Consider the following 18,399-nt stretch of genomic DNA (forward strand, 5'->3'; position numbering starts at 1 on the left):
GGACACTGAGCTGACGCTGCCGAGCTGAACCTCCGGCACTCGCACAAAGGAACGAAGGAGTTACCTTGAAGCTTTCAGTAGTGGGTGAGCCGCAGGCCCACGCCGCCGCCGCGTTCGCATCGTTCAATTCTGGGCAAAACGTTGGATTGTATGCAGCGACGCCCGACGATCTTCTCTTCGACGAGGCCAGCCACCGTGATCGCACGGCACCGATTAGGGTAACCGGCTCGCTCCTTCGGGACAGCGACCTCTTCGTTGTGGTTTCCCAAAGCAGAACCCTCAAACGCGTGCTCGGCGAGGTGCGCCACGAGATCGCCGGCAAGAGCGTTCTCCTTGCGCCCGGTGGGTTCGCCGGCGCCCTCCGGGTCGCTGAGTGGTTCACCGAATGGAACCTTCCCGCACCCCGTGTCGCCGAGGTCACCGGGTTCCTCGTAGCCGCGCAGGCGAAACACAGCACATACACTTTTGCCGCGGTCAAACGCAACCTGCCATTCGCAGCAGCAAACGCCGAACAGACCCATGAGATGCTGGCCGACTACCTGCCGTACTTTCCGGACCTCGTGCCGAGCGATCTCATCACGACATCACTGTCCAACACGAACCATATGATTCACCCCTGCGTCGTGCTCTTGAACGCGGCGCGAATCGAAAACGGGCTGCCTTTTCGTTTCTACCGGGAGGGCTTATCCCCGTCGACCGCTGACTTTCTAGACGCCGTCGACAGTGAACGGATGGAACTTGTCTCAGCGCTTGGCGCAGAACCGCTGAATCTCCGGGATTGGATGCTGCGCTTTTACGCCGACCAGGGCATGCAGGGCACTGACATTGTCGAATGCCTCCAGACGTTTCCCGCATTCGCTGACACTCCGTCTCCTCCCTCGCTCGACTACCGATACCTCGCTGACGATGTCGCTTTCGGAATCGCCCAGTATCTCCTGCTCGCCCAGCGTTTGGGCACGGCATCGGAGAATCTTCAGTCCCTCGTCTCCGCAACGACGTTGTTGCGAGGCACCCCCCGTACCGCCGACGAAGAGTCCGCCCGACTCTTTCAAGGCTTCTTGCTAAATCGAACAGGAGTTTTGTCATGAATGCACAGACCCGCCTCGAAGTTGAACAGATTTCGTCACTGAAAACGCGCCTGCTCGGTGGTGAACTCAACCGCCGTGGATTCTTGACGGCGGCGATGGGGTTCTCCTCAATAGCCCTACTTACCGCCTGTTCTGGAGGTCTCACGAATCGCGGCGGTGGCGGCTCGTCGCAAGTTATCCCGTTGTACACAACGGAGAATGATCCGGCGACGCTCGCCTTCTACAACCTGGTGATCGCAAACTTCACGAAGGACCACCCCGGCGTTGACGTCAAGGTCACTGTCTATGCAGACGCCAATCAGCTGCAATACCTCACCACCGCCTTTCAGAACAAGGTCGATGTGGGGATCTTCTCCCCCGCCGTGAGCTCGTTCGCTGACTTCGCTCGAGCCGGCAACCTCGCGAATCTCGATGACGTTGTCGCCGACATTGGGGCCGACGATTTTCTGCCGGGTACGCGCATCATGATTGGTGGCCACGACGTGGCGATGCCTTGCCAGTCAAATTCCTCGCTCGTCTACTACCGCAAGGACCTTCTCGAGGATGCGGGGCTCAGCGTTCCCCAGACTTTCGACGAGTACCTCGGTGCAATTCAGTCCCTGCATGGCAAAGACGGAATCTCCGGTATCGCCATGGGCGTCGGTCCAACCCCTCAGATGCCGCTCCAGTTCTTCGCCCCGTACATCTACCAATCCGGTCACGACTACTTTGACCGCGAGGGAAATGTGACGTTCGGTCATCCTGAAGTTCTCGGCGCCGTGGAGAAGTTCGTCTCGGTAATGCAGAACGCGCCCCAGTCAATGTACAACGGAGCTTTCGGCGACATTGTCTCGGCATACTCTGCCGGGCGCGCAGCGTTCGCAACCTTCCCCGGACGCCTCGGCGCCACCCTCGCTGATCGCGACCCCGATCTGGCAGCCCGCACGGGTGTCATGCCGATCCCAGCCGGCGATTTCATGACCGGCAAGCTTCACTTCGGCTCCGGCCAGCAGTACGGCCTCTACGCCAAAACGGCAAACATGGAAATGGCCAAGGAATTTCTTAAGCGGTTGACCACCGGCGACGACGCCGTCGCATTCGCGAAGACTGTTCCCGGGCATCTGCTTCCCCCGTTGAAGAGTGTGCAGGAGAAATTCCTGGCCGAGATCGACTCCGCGACCGATGGCTACCTGAAGGATCAGAAACGCTCCCTGCAGACCTTTATCGAAGCTGTTCCCGGGGCGATGACCGCTTCGGCCAGCATGGGAGCCGTCGTCGACCACAGTTTTGAGAGAAAGATCACGAACCTGTGCCCGTTCGGGGCAGAGATTTGGCCATCTCCGGCTTTCGATGGGGTGATGTTCCAGGAGATTCTCCTGTCGAATCGCAACCCGGAGGAAGCGTGGAAAGACTGCACCAGCAAGATGAAAAAGGTTTCGGATACCTATAAGTCCGCCAACCCGGGCTGGGCCCCCGAAGTCATCTAAGGCAGAGTGATGACACTCCTTGCCTCGGCTCCGCCGGAAAACGAGCATGCCACGACAGGCACGACGCCTGTCGATCATCGGGCGCGCGAAAGAAATGCCCCAGAACGGCGACGCCGACTGTCGATCGGGCGAATGATCCAGTACATCCTCCTGGGAATCGTGCTGTCCGTCAGCGTGCTCCCGCTTCTCTGGATCGTGCTGAACGCGATTCGTCCCGACTCCGAGATCTCGGCGTACCCGCCGACCTTCATTCCTCAGGAGGTCACACTCACGCATTTCTTTGACCTTTTCGAGATTTACCAGTTTCACGTCTACTTGATGAATAGCTTCCTGGTCTCCATCTCTGCCACCGTGGTCGCCCTTGTTTTCGGCACGATGGCCGCTTACGCAATGAGTCGATTCCGGTTCAAAGCACTCCGTGCCGTCGGCCAGCTGTCATTACTTGCCTATCTCTTGCCGCCGATTCTGGTGCTCGTTCCGGTCACCCAGATTCTGTTCGGCAGCGGCCTGGGAGACAACCGCCTCGCCCTGGCCGTGCTGTATGTGGCGACTCTTCTTCCCTTCGCGTTGTGGATTCTGCGCTCGTATTTCTCCGGAGTTGCGGTCGACGTCGAAGAGGCGGCAATGATTGACGGTTGCACGCGGTTCGGAGCCTTTCTCCGGGTCGTTTTGCCACAAGCGACGCCGGGAATCATTTCAACCGCCATCTTCACCTTCAACGCAGCGTGGAGTGAGTATCTCTTCGCCTCCACTCTGATGACCTCGACAGAGAAGCTTCCCGCCAATCCCGCGGTCTTTCTCCTGATGGGACATATGGGGACTGAATCGTGGGGATTGCTCATGGCTGCAGCTGTGACGATCGTGCTACCCGTCATGCTGCTGTTTCTTGTCGCACAACGCTGGCTTGTTGCCGGTCTGACTGAAGGAGCGTTGAAGGGATGACATCCGTCACACAAACCATGTCCAACAGCCGTGACACGGCCTGGTCTGAAGGATTCAGCCGAGAACCGAAACGCAAGCGGTACCTCACCGACAAGGCTCTCGCTCACCTCTTGGTGCTGCCGGCCTTCGTCCTCATCGCAATCTTTGCGGTCTACCCCTTCCTCATCGCGGTCTGGAACAGCTTCAACTTTGTTGACGTCACGACCGGGGCCTCCACGCCGGTCGGCCTTGAGAACTATGTCGCGATTTTCTCGGACTCCGCCGTGCGAGATGCGTTCTTGCGCACCGTGTCCTGGACGGTCTCGAACATGGTGTTGCAGGTCGTGGCCGGAATCAGCGTTGCGCTGCTTCTCAATGTCGGCCTCCGTGGCCAGCGCGCCGCGCGGGTGCTTGTTCTGGTCCCGTACATGGTGCCGGCAATCGTTGCGGCATTGATCTTCCGCTTTATGTTCAACGACGTGACGGGGGTCATGAACTATCTCCTACAGGCAGGCGGGCTCATCACCCAGCCTCTGAACTGGCTGTCGGACCCGGCAATGATGATGCCCACCTTGGTTCTCGTCAATGTCTGGAAGTATGCGCCGTTCTTCATCATCATCGTCCTGGCCCGATTGCAATCTGTGCCAAGCGAACTTTATGAGGCAGTGAGCATCGATGGAGGCGGGTGGCGGCACCGTTTGACGGCTGTGACAATCCCTTCCATCGTTCCGATCGTGCTGGCCGGAATGTTGCTTCGCACGATCTGGACTGCGTACGACTTCGATATCCCATTCCTGCTCTCAAACGGGGGCGGGCCGTCGAGCTCCGCGGTCACGGTTCCACTTGCGATTCGATCGATTGCCTTTGAATCGCAGCAGCTGGGCCAAGCATCGGCCCTGGCCGTCTGCACCGCCATTCTGTTGAGCGGGGCCGCGTACTTCTATCTGCGCGGCTACAACAAGAGCGAGCGGTCAACCGACTGAAATGACCAGTTCAGACCACGGGACCATCTCAATCTGCATCGTCGGGGCCGGCCCCCGCGGAATCTCGATCGTTGAGCGCATTGCCGCCAATACCTCGCTGTCGGCCGGTCGGACCGTGCACATCTTTCTCTACGATGAGTTCGAGCCAGGTGGCGGGCGGATCTGGTCGGGGAGCCAGCCGCCCTATTTGCTGATGAATACGCTGTGCGCCGATGCGACACATTTCACCGACGAGTCAGTCAACTGCGAGGGACCGATCGCGCCGGGACCAAACCTCTACGAGTGGTGTCATCTCGTCTGCTCCGGCGACGTGAGCGGAGTCGACGACAGCGTCATCGCTGAGGCTAGCCGGATGGAGCCGTGGTCTCATCCGTCGCGAAGACTGCTCGGGCGTTACCTCGAGTGGTGCCACAGAATGGACCTGACGCGATTGCCTCCCGCCGTGCGGGTCGAATTCCGCCGGAGTCAAGTCGTCGATGTGGAATCGCACGGGGGCGGCTACCTCGTGCACACCGCGGACGGCATCGATCCACTTGTCTGCGACAGCGTTATTCTGGCGACGGGTCACAGCGGGTTGATATCCAGCGCGACAGAAGCCGCGAACGGCTCATTTGCGTCGGCGAACAGTCTGTTCTACGGGCAGCCTGCCAACCCTCTCGATACAGATCTCACGAAGGTGCCGGCCCGACAGAAGCTGATTATGCGCGGGCTTGGTATGAATTTTTTCGACTACGTCGCGATGCTTACAGTCGGTCGAGGAGGTCGCTTTCACACCGGGGCCAACGGTTTCGAGTATCTCCCTTCCGGCCACGAACCTCTCATGGTTGTCGGCTCGCGCCGAGGAGTTCCGTACCGCGCCAAAGGGATATTCGGCAGCATGACGCCGACATTTTCTGCCCGGTATCTGACTGACCGTTACCTGCTGCACCTCGAAGAACGTGAGGAACAAGTCGACTTCAAGCGCGATGTGTGGCCGCGCGTCGTCAAAGATGCGGCGCTCACCTACTATTCAGTGCTGGCCGACGTTGAACCCGAGGAGTTCTCCGGCAGCATTCTGCAGGTACGCGACGGACTCGACAACCATGAGTGGGGTGATCCGACACTCGAGCAAATTCTCGCCGAGGCCGTTCCTCGGCCCGCGAAACGGATCGACTTCGAACAGCTTGACCGCCCCCTGCTGGCACAGGAATTCGACTCGTACGACAGCCTTCTCGATTGGTGGCGAAACGACCTTGTCGCGGACTATTCCGAGGCGGAGCGAGGGGGCGACAGTGCTCTGAAATGCGCTTCTCTCGTGATCGGATCCGGTCGGGCGGCCGTGCGCAGGCTTGCGCGCTACGGCGGGATCGCCGGCCGATCCTACGCGCGCGACGTCGAGTCCTGGTATCGGGGCTACGCGGGAGCGTTGGCCAGCGGACCGCCGGCAGAACGGATCAGGGAACTCATCGCGCTCGTTGATGCCGGTTTGATCATTCCTCTCGGGCCGGAGATGCTGGTCGAGCGTTCGGCGCACCATTTCGTCGCGTCGTCGCCGGCGCTCCCGGGCATGAAACACCTCTGCGAGGGACTTCTTGAAGCCCACTTGCCAGCAGTCAACCTTGCTCGAACGGCAAACCCGGTGCTCACCGCGCTTCACCGCCGCGGAATGGCACGATCGTTCGTCATTGCTGATGCTCGGCACGGTGACTTCGTTTCCGGCGCACTGGAAGTGGGCCGGCTTCCCTATGAGGTCGTGAATTCCGCTGGTCAGCCGCAACGCGGGCTGTTCGCCACCGGGGTTCCGCTTGAGTCGATTCATTGGGGAACTCAGCTCGGTCCTCTTGCCAAAACCAACTCACAATTCCTTCGAGATAGTGACGCCCTCGCTCGGGCCGCAGTAGTACATGGATTGGAAAATAGTGAACAACGCACTCGAATTGGCTCCGCTTCGCCCCTCGGTATCGCTGCTGACGGAACAGCTGCGCCAACTCGTTCTTACTCCTGACCGGGATACGTTCCTCAGCCGTATCACCAGGCTCCAGATCGCGCTGTGTGCTGCCGAGCGAACCCAGAGCCGAGAACTGGCCAGAGAACTTGGCGCGCAGCTCGAGGCGATCGCCGGGGAGGGTAGCGCAGACATCATCAGTGACGAAGCAACCTGGGCTCTCTCACTGCCCCCGGTGACAGTTGCGCTGCTGCGGCACGCAACGACAATGACGACGCAGCCGACCGCGCACGCTGAGGCAGACATCCGCCGTTTGCAACAGGCAGGAGCATCGGCAGGACAGATCGTTGCGGCAAGCCAGGTCATTGCATTTGTCAGTTACGTGGCCAGGCTCGGCTTCGCGATCGACACAATTGTGTGCTCCGGTGACAGCACGGCAGCAGCGACGCCCTCGTGCGGCGCAACCGCTGAAATCGTGGAGCATCCGCGCTCAGCGTTTCCGATCATGGAGTGGGCGGGCTGGCTGGACGGGGTTCCGGCAGATTCCTCTGCGGCCGTCGCCGGCAAAACTGCTCAGGGAGAGTCGGACTACTACAGAGTGCTTCGCAATGACCCGCAGGTTCTTGAGCTACGCACCCTTCTCTATGACGACATCATGACCGGCGAAGCGGCGCTCAGCCGAGCCGAGCGGGAGTTCGTGGCTCTGGCGACGTCGCTCGCGACGGGGTGTGAGTTTTGTGCGTCAGTTCATGGGCGGCGGCATTTCTTTCTCTCCCGCGACACAACGTCGTCGACCCTCCTGAAAAGTGAAGGCTACGACGTCTTGCCGAACGAGCGCGATCGAGCGCTGGCCGGTTTTGCAGCGGCTTTGGCCGCGACGCCTCCAGCGCTCACGACGACCCATGTCGGTCGACTACGCACGGCCGGGTTCACCCAGGAGGAGATTTTTGATGCGGCGAGCGTCTCGTCGATGTTCAGCTGGGCGAACCGGTTGATGCTCACTCTCGGCCAGGGCCGGCTGCCGGCCCGACGAGCTGAGCTGCTGCCGAGCTGATAAGTTCCTTGACGGCTCGATCAGCCGGTCGAATCCCGCTCGCCGAAGCCTAGGCGCGCTCGCGCTCCAGCTCGGCGGCGTGCAGCGACTCCTGGCCGACCGCGTGCGGGTGAGCGAACTGCTCGGGCTGGACGACCGGCGCGTGAGCCTGCTGGGCGGCGACCGCGGGCATCCCATGGTCGGCGCCGCGGGAGATCTTGTCGATCCAGGCGAGGGCGACGGCCGAGATAATGAAGACCATGTGGATGATGACCTGCCACATCACGCCATCCCAGGTGTACCGCTCACCCGTGATCGACTCGCCGGTGTCGACCTGACCACGGGCGGCCATGTCGCCGACCTCGATGAAGGTCTTGAGCAGGTGGATCGACGAGATGCCGATGATGGCCATGGCCAGCTTGACCTTGAGCACGTTCGCGTTGACGTGCGAGAGCCACTCGGGCTGGTCGGGGTGGCCGTCGATCTTGATCTTCGAGACGAACGTCTCGTAGCCGCCGATGATGACCATGATCAGCAGGTTGGCGATCATGACAACGTCGATGAGGCCGAGCACGCTGAGCATGATCATCGCTTCGTCGATGTGACGCAGGTCGCTGAAGACCTCGCCAGCGAGGTGCACGAGCTCGGTGATGAAGACGACGACGTAGACGACCTGGGCCACGATCAGTCCGAGGTAGAGCGGAGCCTGCAGCCAGCGGCTGAGGAAGATGAGGTATCCGATGCTTTGCAGCCCGCGATTCTGCGGCGGATAGTGACGGGTGGTCGGCAATGATGTCGGCGCTTTTGTCATTTGTGAATTTTATCGCACGCTTGCTGAACGTTTGTGCTGCACTAGGGCACGACGCCTGAGAGTCAGCTGGAAAGACGGCCGGCGCCACCCCTGATCGGGGTGACGCCGGCCGTGTGCAGGGTTCGGGTTACGACCCCGCCCGCTGCAGCGAGACGATCCCGGCCGGAAGCCGGTCTCTGGCCGAGACATAGACCGTGCCATGAAGCGAGTCGACCGAGATTCCGTAGACCTTGTTGCCGTAGGCGGTGCCCGGGTAGTCCTGGATCGTGGTCAGATCGGTGGCCGAGAGGATCAGCACGCCGCTGGCCTCGAAGGCGTCGCTCTGGTGGCCGAGGTACAGACGCTGGCTGACCGGGTCGACCGCGACTGAACGCAGGTCAGGAGCCGTGACCGTGGCCACCTCGTCGATGACCGCGAGGCTGATTCCGTCGTAGACCCGCACCGCTGCCGTTGCATCGGTGACATCGGAGTTACTCAGGTACACGCGATTCGTGGTCGGGTCGAAGGCGATGCCGTGCGAGCGCCAGTTGGCGCCCACGGTGGTGACGGTGGTCGTCAGAGCCCCCGTCGTCGCATCCGCCACATCGAAGCCGGTGCCGCGGGTGGTGCCGAACACCCGCCCGCCGACCAGGTCGACGTCGATGCCCCGCACGTTGCCGGAGAACGGGAACGGCCCGCGCAGCAGCGTGTCATCGGCGAGGTTCAGCACGGCCCACGATGCCCCGTAGGCCACGTAGAGCTCGTTCTTCGCCGTGTCGATGGCCACGTCGCGCACACCTTCGGCCGCGCCACCCGGAATGAGGTGGGTTGCCACGACGGTGTCAGTCTTCGGGTCGATTTCGACGACGCGGGCCGGGCGCTGTTCGTTTCCGACGAAGACATGACCGGTGCGGGAGTCGACGACCGAGCCGACCGGCTTGGTGTCGAGGTCGGGATTCGCCTGGGCCGACGGGATCGCCGCGAGTGCGGTCGGCGTGTAGCTGGTGCCCGTCGGAACAGCAGGCGGATCCGTCGGCGGCGTGGTCGGCGGCGTCGTGGGCGGCGTGGTGGGTGGGGTTGTCGGCGGAGTCGTGGGCGGCGTGACCGGTCCACCCGACTTCGCGCGCTGGCTGACCGTCACCGCGGCAGAGGCCATCTCTGACCCTGGCGGGTTCAGGCGGAAGTCCCGGTTCGAGACGAACACGCGTTGGTGCTCCTCGTCGACCGATATGCCGTAGCCGTCTTTGCCGTACTTCGGGTCGGCCAGGTCAGCCAGACGGGCTCCGGTGCGCAGGTCGTGCACCGAGAATCCGCCGGAACCGACCGCGGTGCCGGTGTAGCCCACATAGACCAGACCATGGGTCGAGTCCACGTCGAGCTGACGCGGGTTGGCCCGGGTCGCCTGCTGCCAGAGCATCGCGAAGTCGTTGTTCGCGTCGAAGGCCGCGACGTTGATTGCATCGGGCACGTCGCTGAAGAACGAGGTGGTGACGATCCCCTTGGCCGGGTCGGCTGCCACGTAGTAGGCATCCGCTGTTCCGTTGACGACACCGAGCGAGGCGCCGGTGACCGCGTTGAGCACCTCAATGCCGCGCGACGGCACCGCTCCATAGACATAGCCCTTGACCGGGTCGACGTCGATCGAACGGTTCGATTCGATGAACGGGAACGGACCGCGCACGACCGTGCCGAAGTTGTCGTCGGCAATGGAGACGACCACCCAGTTGCGGTTCTGCTGCCCGACGTAGAGCAGCTTGTTCGCGTCGTCGATGCCGAGGTCGCGGATATTCTCCGGCAGGGTCATCTGGCGTACGACCTTGTCGGTATCGGGATCGACCTCGAAGATGGTGCGCGAGTTCTGGTCACCGAGGTAGAGCAGGTCGCGGCTCTCCGAATAGGCGGAGCCGGCCGGCAACTGCGCGTTCGGCTTGCTGACGGATGCGAGGTTGCGGATCGGCGCGTAGTCGTACGCCGCGTCGAGAACACGTGTGCTGATTGTGACGGCCACCGGGGCCATCTCAGACCCGGGCGGGTTCAGCCGGAAGTCCCGGTTCGAGACGAAGACCCGCTGGTGCGCTTCGTCGACCGAGATGCCGTAGCCGTCTTTGCCGTACTTCGGGTCGGCGAAGTCACCGCGCACCGCGCCCGTCGCCGGGTCGTGCACCGAGAATCCACCGCTTCCGACAGTTGTGCCGGTGTAACCGACATAGAGCAGTCCGTTCGTCGAGTCGAAGTCGAGCTGACGCGGGTTGGCGCGACTGGTCTTCTCCCAGAGCGAGGCGAAGTCGTTCTCGACATCGAACGCCTCGATGTTGACGGCGTCGGTGACATCGCTGAAATACGCGGCTGCGACTCGGCCATTCTCCGGGTCGGCTGCGACGTAATAGGCATCGGCGGTTCCGTTGACGACACCGATCGATGCACCGGTCTCGGCATTCAGAACCTCGATGCCCCGCGACGGAACTGCGCCGTAGACGTAGCCCTTGATCGGGTCGACGTCGATCGAGCGGTTCGATTCGATGAAGGGGAACGGGCCGCGCACAACCTGGCCGAATGTGGCATCGGCGATCGAGACGACCACCCAGTTGCGGTTCTGCTGCCCGACGTAGAGCAACTCTTTGGCATCGTCGATTCCGATGTCACGGATGTTCTCCGGCAGGGTCATCTGACGGGTGACCTCGTCGGTGTCGGGATTGACCTCGAAGATCTCGCGTGAGTTCTGGTCGCCGAGGTAGAGGCGGTCCTTGCCCTCTGAGAAAGCCGATCCGGCGGGCAGCTTGGCGTTCGTCTTGTTGACCGAGGCGACGGCGCCGGTGACCGTGTAGTCGACGGCTTCGCCGGGCTCACCCGTTCCCGGGTTGGGATCGGGGTTCGGGTTGCAGCCCAGGCACGGGTTCGGGGTTCCCGGGTCGATCACCTGCGGTTCGGTGTCGTCGGTCACGGCCTTGCCGGCGTCGTTCTTGACGATCGTGAGACCGTCGTAGTACTCGCCGTCGGCGGTGCGTGACTCGTAGCGAAGCTCATCGCCAGAGACATCGATGAGCTGGTAGAGCTCGATGCCGCCGCCGAGCTTGCGCAGGTGGGCGTCGTTCTCGGTCCAGAGGCGAGGTCCGGCGCCGTCATACATTTTGGAACCGACGACCGAGACTGCGTAGACGGGGCCGTCGTAGTTGCGGGTCGCATTCCAGTCGGCCGGGTTGCCCTTTTCGGCGTCGTTCGAGTTGCCGCGACCGTAGTTGTGGTCGTGTCCCTGCAGAACGAGGTCGACATTGTTCGCTTCGAAGAGCGGCAGCCAGGCCTCACGGATCGCCCGGTTGTTGCGGCCCTCGTCGAGGGAGAACACCGGGTGGTGGAAGAACACCACGGTCCACTTGTTCGGGTTGGTCTCCAGCGTCGTCTTCAGCCACGCGGTCTGCACGGCGAGCGCCGCGGCATCCGTGATGTTGCTGTTCAACGAGATGAACCGCACGCCCTGGTAGTCGGTCGAGTAGACCGTGCCATCCAGCAGCGCGTTGATTGCGGCTGATCCCTGCGGACCGTTGGCGGGGTATTCGAACTGGGCCTGCCACTGCTTCGAGAGCTCGGCGCCCTCGTATTCGTGGTTGCCCGCAGCGGCCAAGAAGTTCTGCGTGCCGAAGTTGTAGCCGGCGGCGTCGAAGACCTCGCCCCACTGCGCGTCGTCGTTGGCGTCGTCGATCAGGTCGCCGGCCTGAAGCACCAGACTGGCATCGGGACGGTCACGGAACGCGTTGCGGATGACGCGGGAGGCGTCGGACTTGATGCCGTTCTGCACATCGCCGAGGTAGATGAACGAGAAGTCCTCTGCCGTGGCCGCAGCGGTGGTGAAGTGCTGCCACTCGCTGAAGTTCGTGCCGTCGCCGACCCGGTACATGTACTGCGTTGCCGGGGCGAGGCCGGTGAACTTCACGCTGTGGAAGAGCTCGGTGTAGCCGAGGCTCGTCGCGACCGGCTCACTGTCAGATGCCGTGACCGTCTTGTAGTCCGTGCGATACGGCTCGGCGGTGGCCACCCGAATCTGGGCTTGAGCCGTGGTGACACCGGTCGAGGTGCGCCAGGTGACGGCCTGCGACGTGGCCAGGTCGCCCGACGGCGTGAGCACGATGCGGTCGGGGATGCGGGACGGCCCGTGCTGCACGGCCGGGGTCACCGTTGCCGCCGAGGCGGGGGCGGCAAACCCGACGATCGGGGTGAGCAGCGCCGCGGCCAGGGCGGCCACGATGAGCGTGGCCGCTGCCCGCTTGGTGGTGCGCGTGCCGCTGGGTGAGTCGCTGAGTCTGCCACTGCGGAACCATGATGACGAACTCGTCATGGGCTGTCGGCCTTTCCGGACGTTGTGTTTCGACGGATGTTGCGAAGGCGTTGGATTGCCGCCTGAAGCCGTGCGGTTCATGCGTTGTCTCCGCGAGCGGTGCGGCGGCGACGGGCGAGAATCAGCAAGGTCAGGCCGGCCAGCATCGTGATTCCGACGAGGGCCATGATCGTGCCCAGCTGGGCCACGCCGGTGCTGGCGAGGTCACGCACTCCGGTGCTCGCCGAGCCAACCGGGAGAACGGTGACGGACGCCGATGCGGTCACGCCTGATTCCAGGCCGCGGGCGATCACGGTGTGCGTGCCGGCCGGGATACCGGCCGGAATGCGGCCGGTGAAGGTGAAGTTTCCTGACGCGTCAGCGGTCGGGTACCCGAGGATGACCGGGTCGGAGTGCAGCGAGACCTCCATGTCTTCGTTCGGGGTGAACCCCGAACCCTTCATGGAGAAGGTTCCTCCGGCTGCGACGCCTGTCACCGAAAGCTCAAGCGCGCCGGGCCGGGGAGTCGGGGATGCGGTCGGTTCCGTGGTCGGCTTGGTCGTCGGCGTCGTGGTCGGTACTGACGTGGGCTCGCTCGTCGGAACTGTCGTCGGCACGGTCGTCGGCACGGCGGTGGGCTCCGTCGTCGGGGTCGGCGTCGGGGTCGGAGTCGGAGTCGGGGTCGGGGTCGGGGTCGGCGTCGGGGTCGGAGTCGGGGTCGGGGTTCCACCCGGCACCGTGACCGGCGGGCGCTCCGGCGCGTTGATCGTCGATCGGACGGAACCCGGGCCGCTGGCGCGTCCGACCGTCTCGTCGGTCACCAGCTTGGCGCCGGCATCCGTCTTGGCGATCGTGAACGCGTCGAACAGGTCGCCGGTGACCGTGCGGCTCTCGACGTGGATTTCGTCGTTCGTCACATCGACCGTCTGGTACATCTGCGTGTCGCGGTTCATGCTGCGCAGGTGGGCGCCGTTCGTGACCCAGTTGTTGGTGGCCGGGTCGTCGGGCACGTACATCTTGGGGCCGGCGACGGTGACCATGTAGACCGGTCCGGTCTGGCTGGTGGCCGGGTTCGCACCGGCCGGAAGGTTCTGCTCGTTGGCGAAGAGGTTGCCACGCCCGTAGGCGTGGTCGTGACCCTGCAGCACGAGGTCGACGTTGTGGCGCTCGAAGATCGGCAGCCAGGCGTCGCGGATGACCTTGTTGTCGCGACCGCTTGTCACCGAGAAGACCGGCTGGTGGAACGACACGACTGACCACTTGTTCGGGTTCTCGGTGAGCACGGCGTCGAGCCAGTTGGTCTGGGCCGTCATGTCGGCTCCGTTGATCTGCGAGGCGTTGAGCGAGATGAACCGAACGCCCTGGTAGTCGACGAAATAGGTGTTTTCGCTGAACTGCGCCTTGATCTCCGGGGTGTCGGCGGGGCCGTTCTCCGGAAACTCGAACTGGGCCTTCCAGTACTTGGTCAGCTGCGGTCCCGGGTAGTACTCGTGGTTTCCGGGGGTGGCCATCACGTTGAGGTAGGAGTTCTGGAAGCCGGCTGCGGCGAACCATTCACCCCATTCGGCGTCGGCGATGTCGGTGTCGATGAGATCGCCGAGGTGCACGACGGCCTTCGCGTAGGGGCGCGCCTCGAAGGCGGCACGGAACGAGCGGGAGGCGTAGGACTTGACGTCGTTCTGCGCGTCGCCCTGCACCAAGAAGCTGAAGGGAGAGGCACTGGCGGATGCCGTGGCGAACTCGAACCATTCGCTCCAGGTCTCGCCGTCGCCGACACGGTAGACGTAGGTGGTCGATTCGGCCAGCCCGGTCAGGGTCGCAGTGTGGTATTTGATCGGGTAGCCGAGGTCGGTCGCGATCTGGGTCGTGCTCACCGCTGCGACGGTGCTCGACGGGGTGATCGGCCCATCGGTCATGGCGGCCAGCTGAACCTGCGGGCTCGTCACGTCGGTGGAGGTGCGCCAGGAGACGTTCTGGCTGCTCGCCGGCGTCGCACTCGGGGTGAGAATCACCCGGTCGGGCACGGCGGAGGCCAGGTGGATGCTCGCCGGCGGAACCGGGGGCGGAGCGAGTCCTCCGGCGGCGAAGGCGATCCCTCCGCCCGCGGCGGTCAAAGCCAGCGCGGCGATGACGCCGCCGGCCACTACGGTATTGCGCTTCTTCGGCGAAGTTGCCCAGCGCGTCATCAGATTGCCGATCATCCCGGTGGATGCCCCCTTGGGTGGTGGACGCGGTCGCGTCATGAAGTGTCAGTGGAGCAGCGGGCACAGCAAAATGACCGCCAGCGCTGTCAACGTATCGGGCGATATCGGCGCAACTCAGGGGGTTCTCAAACGCTTCAGAGGATGTTCAACTCCGGCTCAACTCCGGCACTCCTCGTTTGCCGACTGGGTCGCCGAACGCACCCTAAAGGGGGTCGCGATCATTGGCCGTGAGGTGCCAACTTTGCGAGTGAACGAGCACGTCAACCGGGTGCTCCTTCGCCACGGCTGAGTCGGGAACGCCTCACCGCGCCCCCTCGAATCGGATCGGGGAGGCGCGGTAACGTCCGTGCGCTGCCTACTGCCGCGAGCCGATCTCCTCGATCGGCCTGGTCCGCAAGGCGGAGCGCGTCGACACCGCCTGGGCGGCCAGTGCGAGAGCGCACATCGAACCGATCACGAGGAGGCACGACAGCAGGGGGAAGTGCGGGATCGGCTGCCCGGTGATCCCGACGCTCATCCCCACGAGCGGCGGTATAGCGATCGCAACGCCGAACACGGCGGCGATGAGCGCGAGCATCGCGGACTCCGTCCGCATCATGCCGCGCACTTGACGTCGCGTCGCGCCGATGAGCTGCATCAAGGCGAACTCGCGGGAGCGCTCCCCGGTGGCCATCATCAGGGTGTTCACCACAGCAATCGCGATGTAGCCGAGGATCACGATCAGGGCGACCATGTTCACCCAGCCCTGCTGCGACCGCCCGTCGGCGCCGGCGGACGCCAGCCCGCTGCCGCCGCTCACGGCGAACCCTGCATCCGCGAGCGCCGCCCGTGTCGCGTCGACGTCGTCGCCCGCATCCACGAGGGCAAACCCGTTCAGGGCGGTGGTCGTGTGCGATCGCACCACGTCGCCGGACATCGTGACGGCGCCGAATCCCAGCCCGCGCTCGTAGATCGCGACGACCTCCGCCTTGAGCGGCGCACCGTCGCCGAACCGGCCGACGAGGGTCTCCCCGATGTCCAGACCGAGCGTCTGCCGCGCGTCACTGCTCAGTGCGACCTGGTGTTCGCCGGCGAGAGCGTCCAACGACCCCTCCCGCACCTTGAGGTCGATCGTTCCCGGGGCCGCCTGTGGGTCGATACCCTGCAGGACGAACTCGGAACTGCTGATCTCCTGCTCGCCGAACCCGATGTAGTCGAGCACCGTCTGGCTCACGGTCACCGGGTTCACTCCAGCGACACCGGGCAGCGCCCTGATCATTTCGACGCCCTCATCGGAGATTCCGCCCGGCACGCTCACCCGCAGTTCTGCGATGACGCCGGCCTGGGCCTGCGCACTCGCCTCGCTGGCCACGATCGCCGGAGCGCCGAGCTGCACGAGTCCGAGCGAGATTCCCAGGGCAATCGGCGTGATCGCTGAGGCCAGCCGTTGCGCATTGGCGGTGCCGTTCGCCGATGCGAGGAAAGCCGCAGCCGACCCGCGCCGGCGCACCGCGCCGATGCCGCGGATGGCGTGGCCGACGAGCGCGGGACCGAGCAGTGCGAGCGCGATGATCAGGACGATCGACGCCCCGGCGGCCGCACCGGCGGCGCCCGGACCGCGAACAGCCAACGGGAGCATCGAGAGTGCCAGGCCGGCCGCCCCGAAGGCGAGGCCCGTGATCTTCCGGCCACGGCCGATCATTGCCGGACCGGTCGCGGCCTCTCGCAGCGCCTCGATCGGGTCGATCCGCGCCGGGCGGCTCGCGGCGATCCTGGCGGCGCTCCACCCCGCGAGGAGCACGAGGATGATCGCACCGACAGCGGGAATCGGACTCAGGGCAAGGGCGAAGCCGTCCGGGATCACTCCGGCCCGCACGAAGGCGCTTTGCAGCGTGGTCGCGAACAAATAGCCGGGAATGATGCCGAGGAGCGCCGCGAGCGAGGCGACAGCGAGCACCTCCCGCGCGACCAATCGGTGCACCTGAGCGGAGCTCGCCCCGACAGCGCGGAGCAGCGCGAAGTCCCGTCGACGGGACTGAACCGAGAGCGACAGAGTGCCAGAGACGATGAACATCGCGACGAGGAGGCACGTGCCTGCGAAGGCCGAGCCGATGGCCACCAGCGAGGTACGAGCGGCGCCGGAGTCGAGGAACTCTACATCGCCTCTGGCCTCATCCGTCTGCGCGGTGAGATCGGGAAACCTCTCGGTGATATCCGCCGCCAGCGCTGTGACCGAGGTTCCCTCGGCCGCGAAGACGCCGAGCACGGGAGCCGCGCCACCCCGCGGGTCGAGCTGCTCGATCCGCTGCTCACTGAGGAACACGTGGTCGGAGCGCTCAGGTTTCACCGGAGCCTCCGCGATGCCTACGACCCGATACTCAGCGAGGTCGCCGCCGTGCCTGAGGCTGAGGGTGTCGCCGATCGCGGCGGCCCCGGAAGTCGTTACCACGACCTCATCGAGGGCCGACGGAGCAACCCCCTCACGGATCTCGAACCCGCTCAGGGCCGAGGCCGACCACGGATGCGCTTCGACCGGCCCGTCCTCGGCGACGAGTGGCACTGTGACGTCTCCGACCACGGAGGCGACCCCGGGGAGAGCGACGATCTCGTCTGCCACGCCGGCCGGAAGTGGCACTCGTTCGACCAGGGGCACGGGGATGTCCCCGTAGGCGGAGACGGACTGGCTGCCGCCGACGATCACATCGGCGGTCGTGTAGCGTTCCGGCGCGAGACCGCCGCGGATGCCGGATTCGACGAGCACGCCGAGACCCGTGATGAGCGCCGTCGCGACGAAGACCGATACCGCGACCCCCGTGAAGCTGCCACGGTTATGGCGCAGATCGGCGCGGACCAACCTGCCAAAGCCGAGGCGTCGGGTGGCCATCACCACTCCCCGAGGGAGCTCATGCGGTCGGTGATCTGCGCGGGAGTCGCACCGTCGAGGTGGCCCGCGAAGGCACCGTCGGCGAGGAAGATCACCCGGTCGGCGTGCGCGGCGACGACCGGATCGTGCGTGACGACGACGACGGTCTGGTCTAGTTCCCGTGCGGTGTGCGCGAGGAGATCAAGCACCTGCTTGCCGGAGCGGGAGTCGAGGGCACCGGTGGGTTCATCGCCGAAGACGACGTACGGGCGGGTGATCAGCGCCCTGGCGATCGCAACCCGCTGCTGCTGCCCGCCGGACAGCTCGGCTGGACGCCGACGTCGACGGTCGGCGAGACCGACTGAATCGAGGAGGAAGTCCAGCCATCTCCGCTCGACCGGGCGCCCGGCGAGCAGGAGAGGCAGGCTGATGTTCTCCTCCACCGAGAGGGCCGGGAGCAGGTTGTACGCCTGGAACACGAAGCCCACATGGTCGCGACGGAACTCGGTGAGTGCCTTCTTGCGCAACCCGGAGACCTCCGTGCCGCCGAGGCGGACCGACCCGCTCGTGGGGGTGTCGAGGCCCGCCGCGCAGTGCAGCAGCGTGCTCTTGCCCGAGCCGGACGGCCCCATGATCGCGGTGAAGGTTCCGCGCCCGAGGGAGAGGCTCACGCCGCGCAGTGCGGTCACCGCGGTGGCGCCGGAGCCGTATTGCTTGACGACGGAGTCGAGGCGTAGCGCCTCAGTGGAGAGCGGCGTCGCGGGGGCGGCGCCAGGAAGGAGAGAAGTCATGCTTCAACGCTAGGAAGGATGCGTGCGCTGCCCCATCCGGCCAGGTAC

11 protein-coding genes are annotated in these 18,399 nt (G+C 64.4%); 6 read left to right on the forward strand and 5 right to left on the reverse strand.

The features are described 5' to 3' along the window. Positions 1-65: 65 nt before the first annotated feature. The 6 genes from AC1DCF_RS04085 to AC1DCF_RS04110 all read left to right on the forward strand — a co-directional run bounded on the left by AC1DCF_RS04085 (position 66) and on the right by AC1DCF_RS04110 (position 7,436). On the forward strand, positions 66-1,088 hold the full coding sequence (locus AC1DCF_RS04085; protein WP_477209927.1) for an NAD/NADP octopine/nopaline dehydrogenase family protein: 1,023 nt from the start codon (positions 66-68) through the stop codon (positions 1,086-1,088). Next, a complete protein-coding gene (locus AC1DCF_RS04090; RefSeq protein WP_477209928.1) occupies positions 1,085-2,554 on the forward strand; it encodes an ABC transporter substrate-binding protein in 1,470 nt (489 codons plus the stop codon). Before AC1DCF_RS04085 ends, AC1DCF_RS04090 begins: the two co-directional genes overlap by 4 nt. A 132-nt stretch (positions 2,555-2,686) precedes the next feature. Next, positions 2,687-3,496 (forward strand): carbohydrate ABC transporter permease, encoded by an 810-nt coding sequence (locus tag AC1DCF_RS04095; RefSeq protein ID WP_477209929.1) that lies wholly within the window; start codon positions 2,687-2,689, stop codon positions 3,494-3,496. Further along, entirely contained in the window at positions 3,493-4,458 is a 966-nt protein-coding gene (locus AC1DCF_RS04100; protein ID WP_477209930.1) for a carbohydrate ABC transporter permease, read from the forward strand. Before AC1DCF_RS04095 ends, AC1DCF_RS04100 begins: the two co-directional genes overlap by 4 nt. A gap of 1 nt (position 4,459) precedes the next feature. Continuing rightward, a complete protein-coding gene (locus tag AC1DCF_RS04105) occupies positions 4,460-6,442 on the forward strand; it encodes an FAD/NAD(P)-binding protein (RefSeq protein ID WP_477209931.1) in 1,983 nt (660 codons plus the stop codon). Further along, positions 6,357-7,436: a peroxidase-related enzyme gene (locus AC1DCF_RS04110; protein ID WP_477209932.1), complete on the forward strand. Its 1,080-nt coding sequence runs from the start codon at positions 6,357-6,359 to the stop codon at positions 7,434-7,436. The genes AC1DCF_RS04105 and AC1DCF_RS04110 overlap by 86 nt, the downstream gene beginning before the upstream one ends. A 49-nt stretch (positions 7,437-7,485) precedes the next feature. On the opposite strand, the gene AC1DCF_RS04115 is transcribed toward AC1DCF_RS04110, so the two are convergent. The 5 genes from AC1DCF_RS04115 to AC1DCF_RS04135 form a co-directional block, all read right to left on the reverse strand. Next, positions 7,486-8,226, reverse strand: coding sequence for a TIGR00645 family protein (locus AC1DCF_RS04115; protein ID WP_477209933.1), 741 nt, complete (start codon positions 8,224-8,226; stop codon positions 7,486-7,488). A gap of 127 nt (positions 8,227-8,353) precedes the next feature. Beyond that, the gene (locus tag AC1DCF_RS04120) at positions 8,354-12,535 is read right to left on the reverse strand and encodes a metallophosphoesterase (protein ID WP_477209934.1); all 4,182 of its coding nucleotides are present in this window, start codon (positions 12,533-12,535) and stop codon (positions 8,354-8,356) included. Between the two features lie 77 nt (positions 12,536-12,612). Then, a complete protein-coding gene (locus tag AC1DCF_RS04125) occupies positions 12,613-14,757 on the reverse strand; it encodes a purple acid phosphatase family protein (protein ID WP_477209935.1) in 2,145 nt (714 codons plus the stop codon). Between the two features lie 316 nt (positions 14,758-15,073). After that, the gene (locus AC1DCF_RS04130; RefSeq protein WP_477209936.1) at positions 15,074-17,581 is read right to left on the reverse strand and encodes an FtsX-like permease family protein; all 2,508 of its coding nucleotides are present in this window, start codon (positions 17,579-17,581) and stop codon (positions 15,074-15,076) included. Next, the gene (locus AC1DCF_RS04135; protein WP_477209937.1) at positions 17,581-18,351 is read right to left on the reverse strand and encodes an ABC transporter ATP-binding protein; all 771 of its coding nucleotides are present in this window, start codon (positions 18,349-18,351) and stop codon (positions 17,581-17,583) included. The genes AC1DCF_RS04130 and AC1DCF_RS04135 overlap by 1 nt, the downstream gene beginning before the upstream one ends. Positions 18,352-18,399 lie beyond the last annotated feature (48 nt).

The sequence above is a fragment of the Leifsonia sp. 10L418 genome (assembly GCF_056395445.1).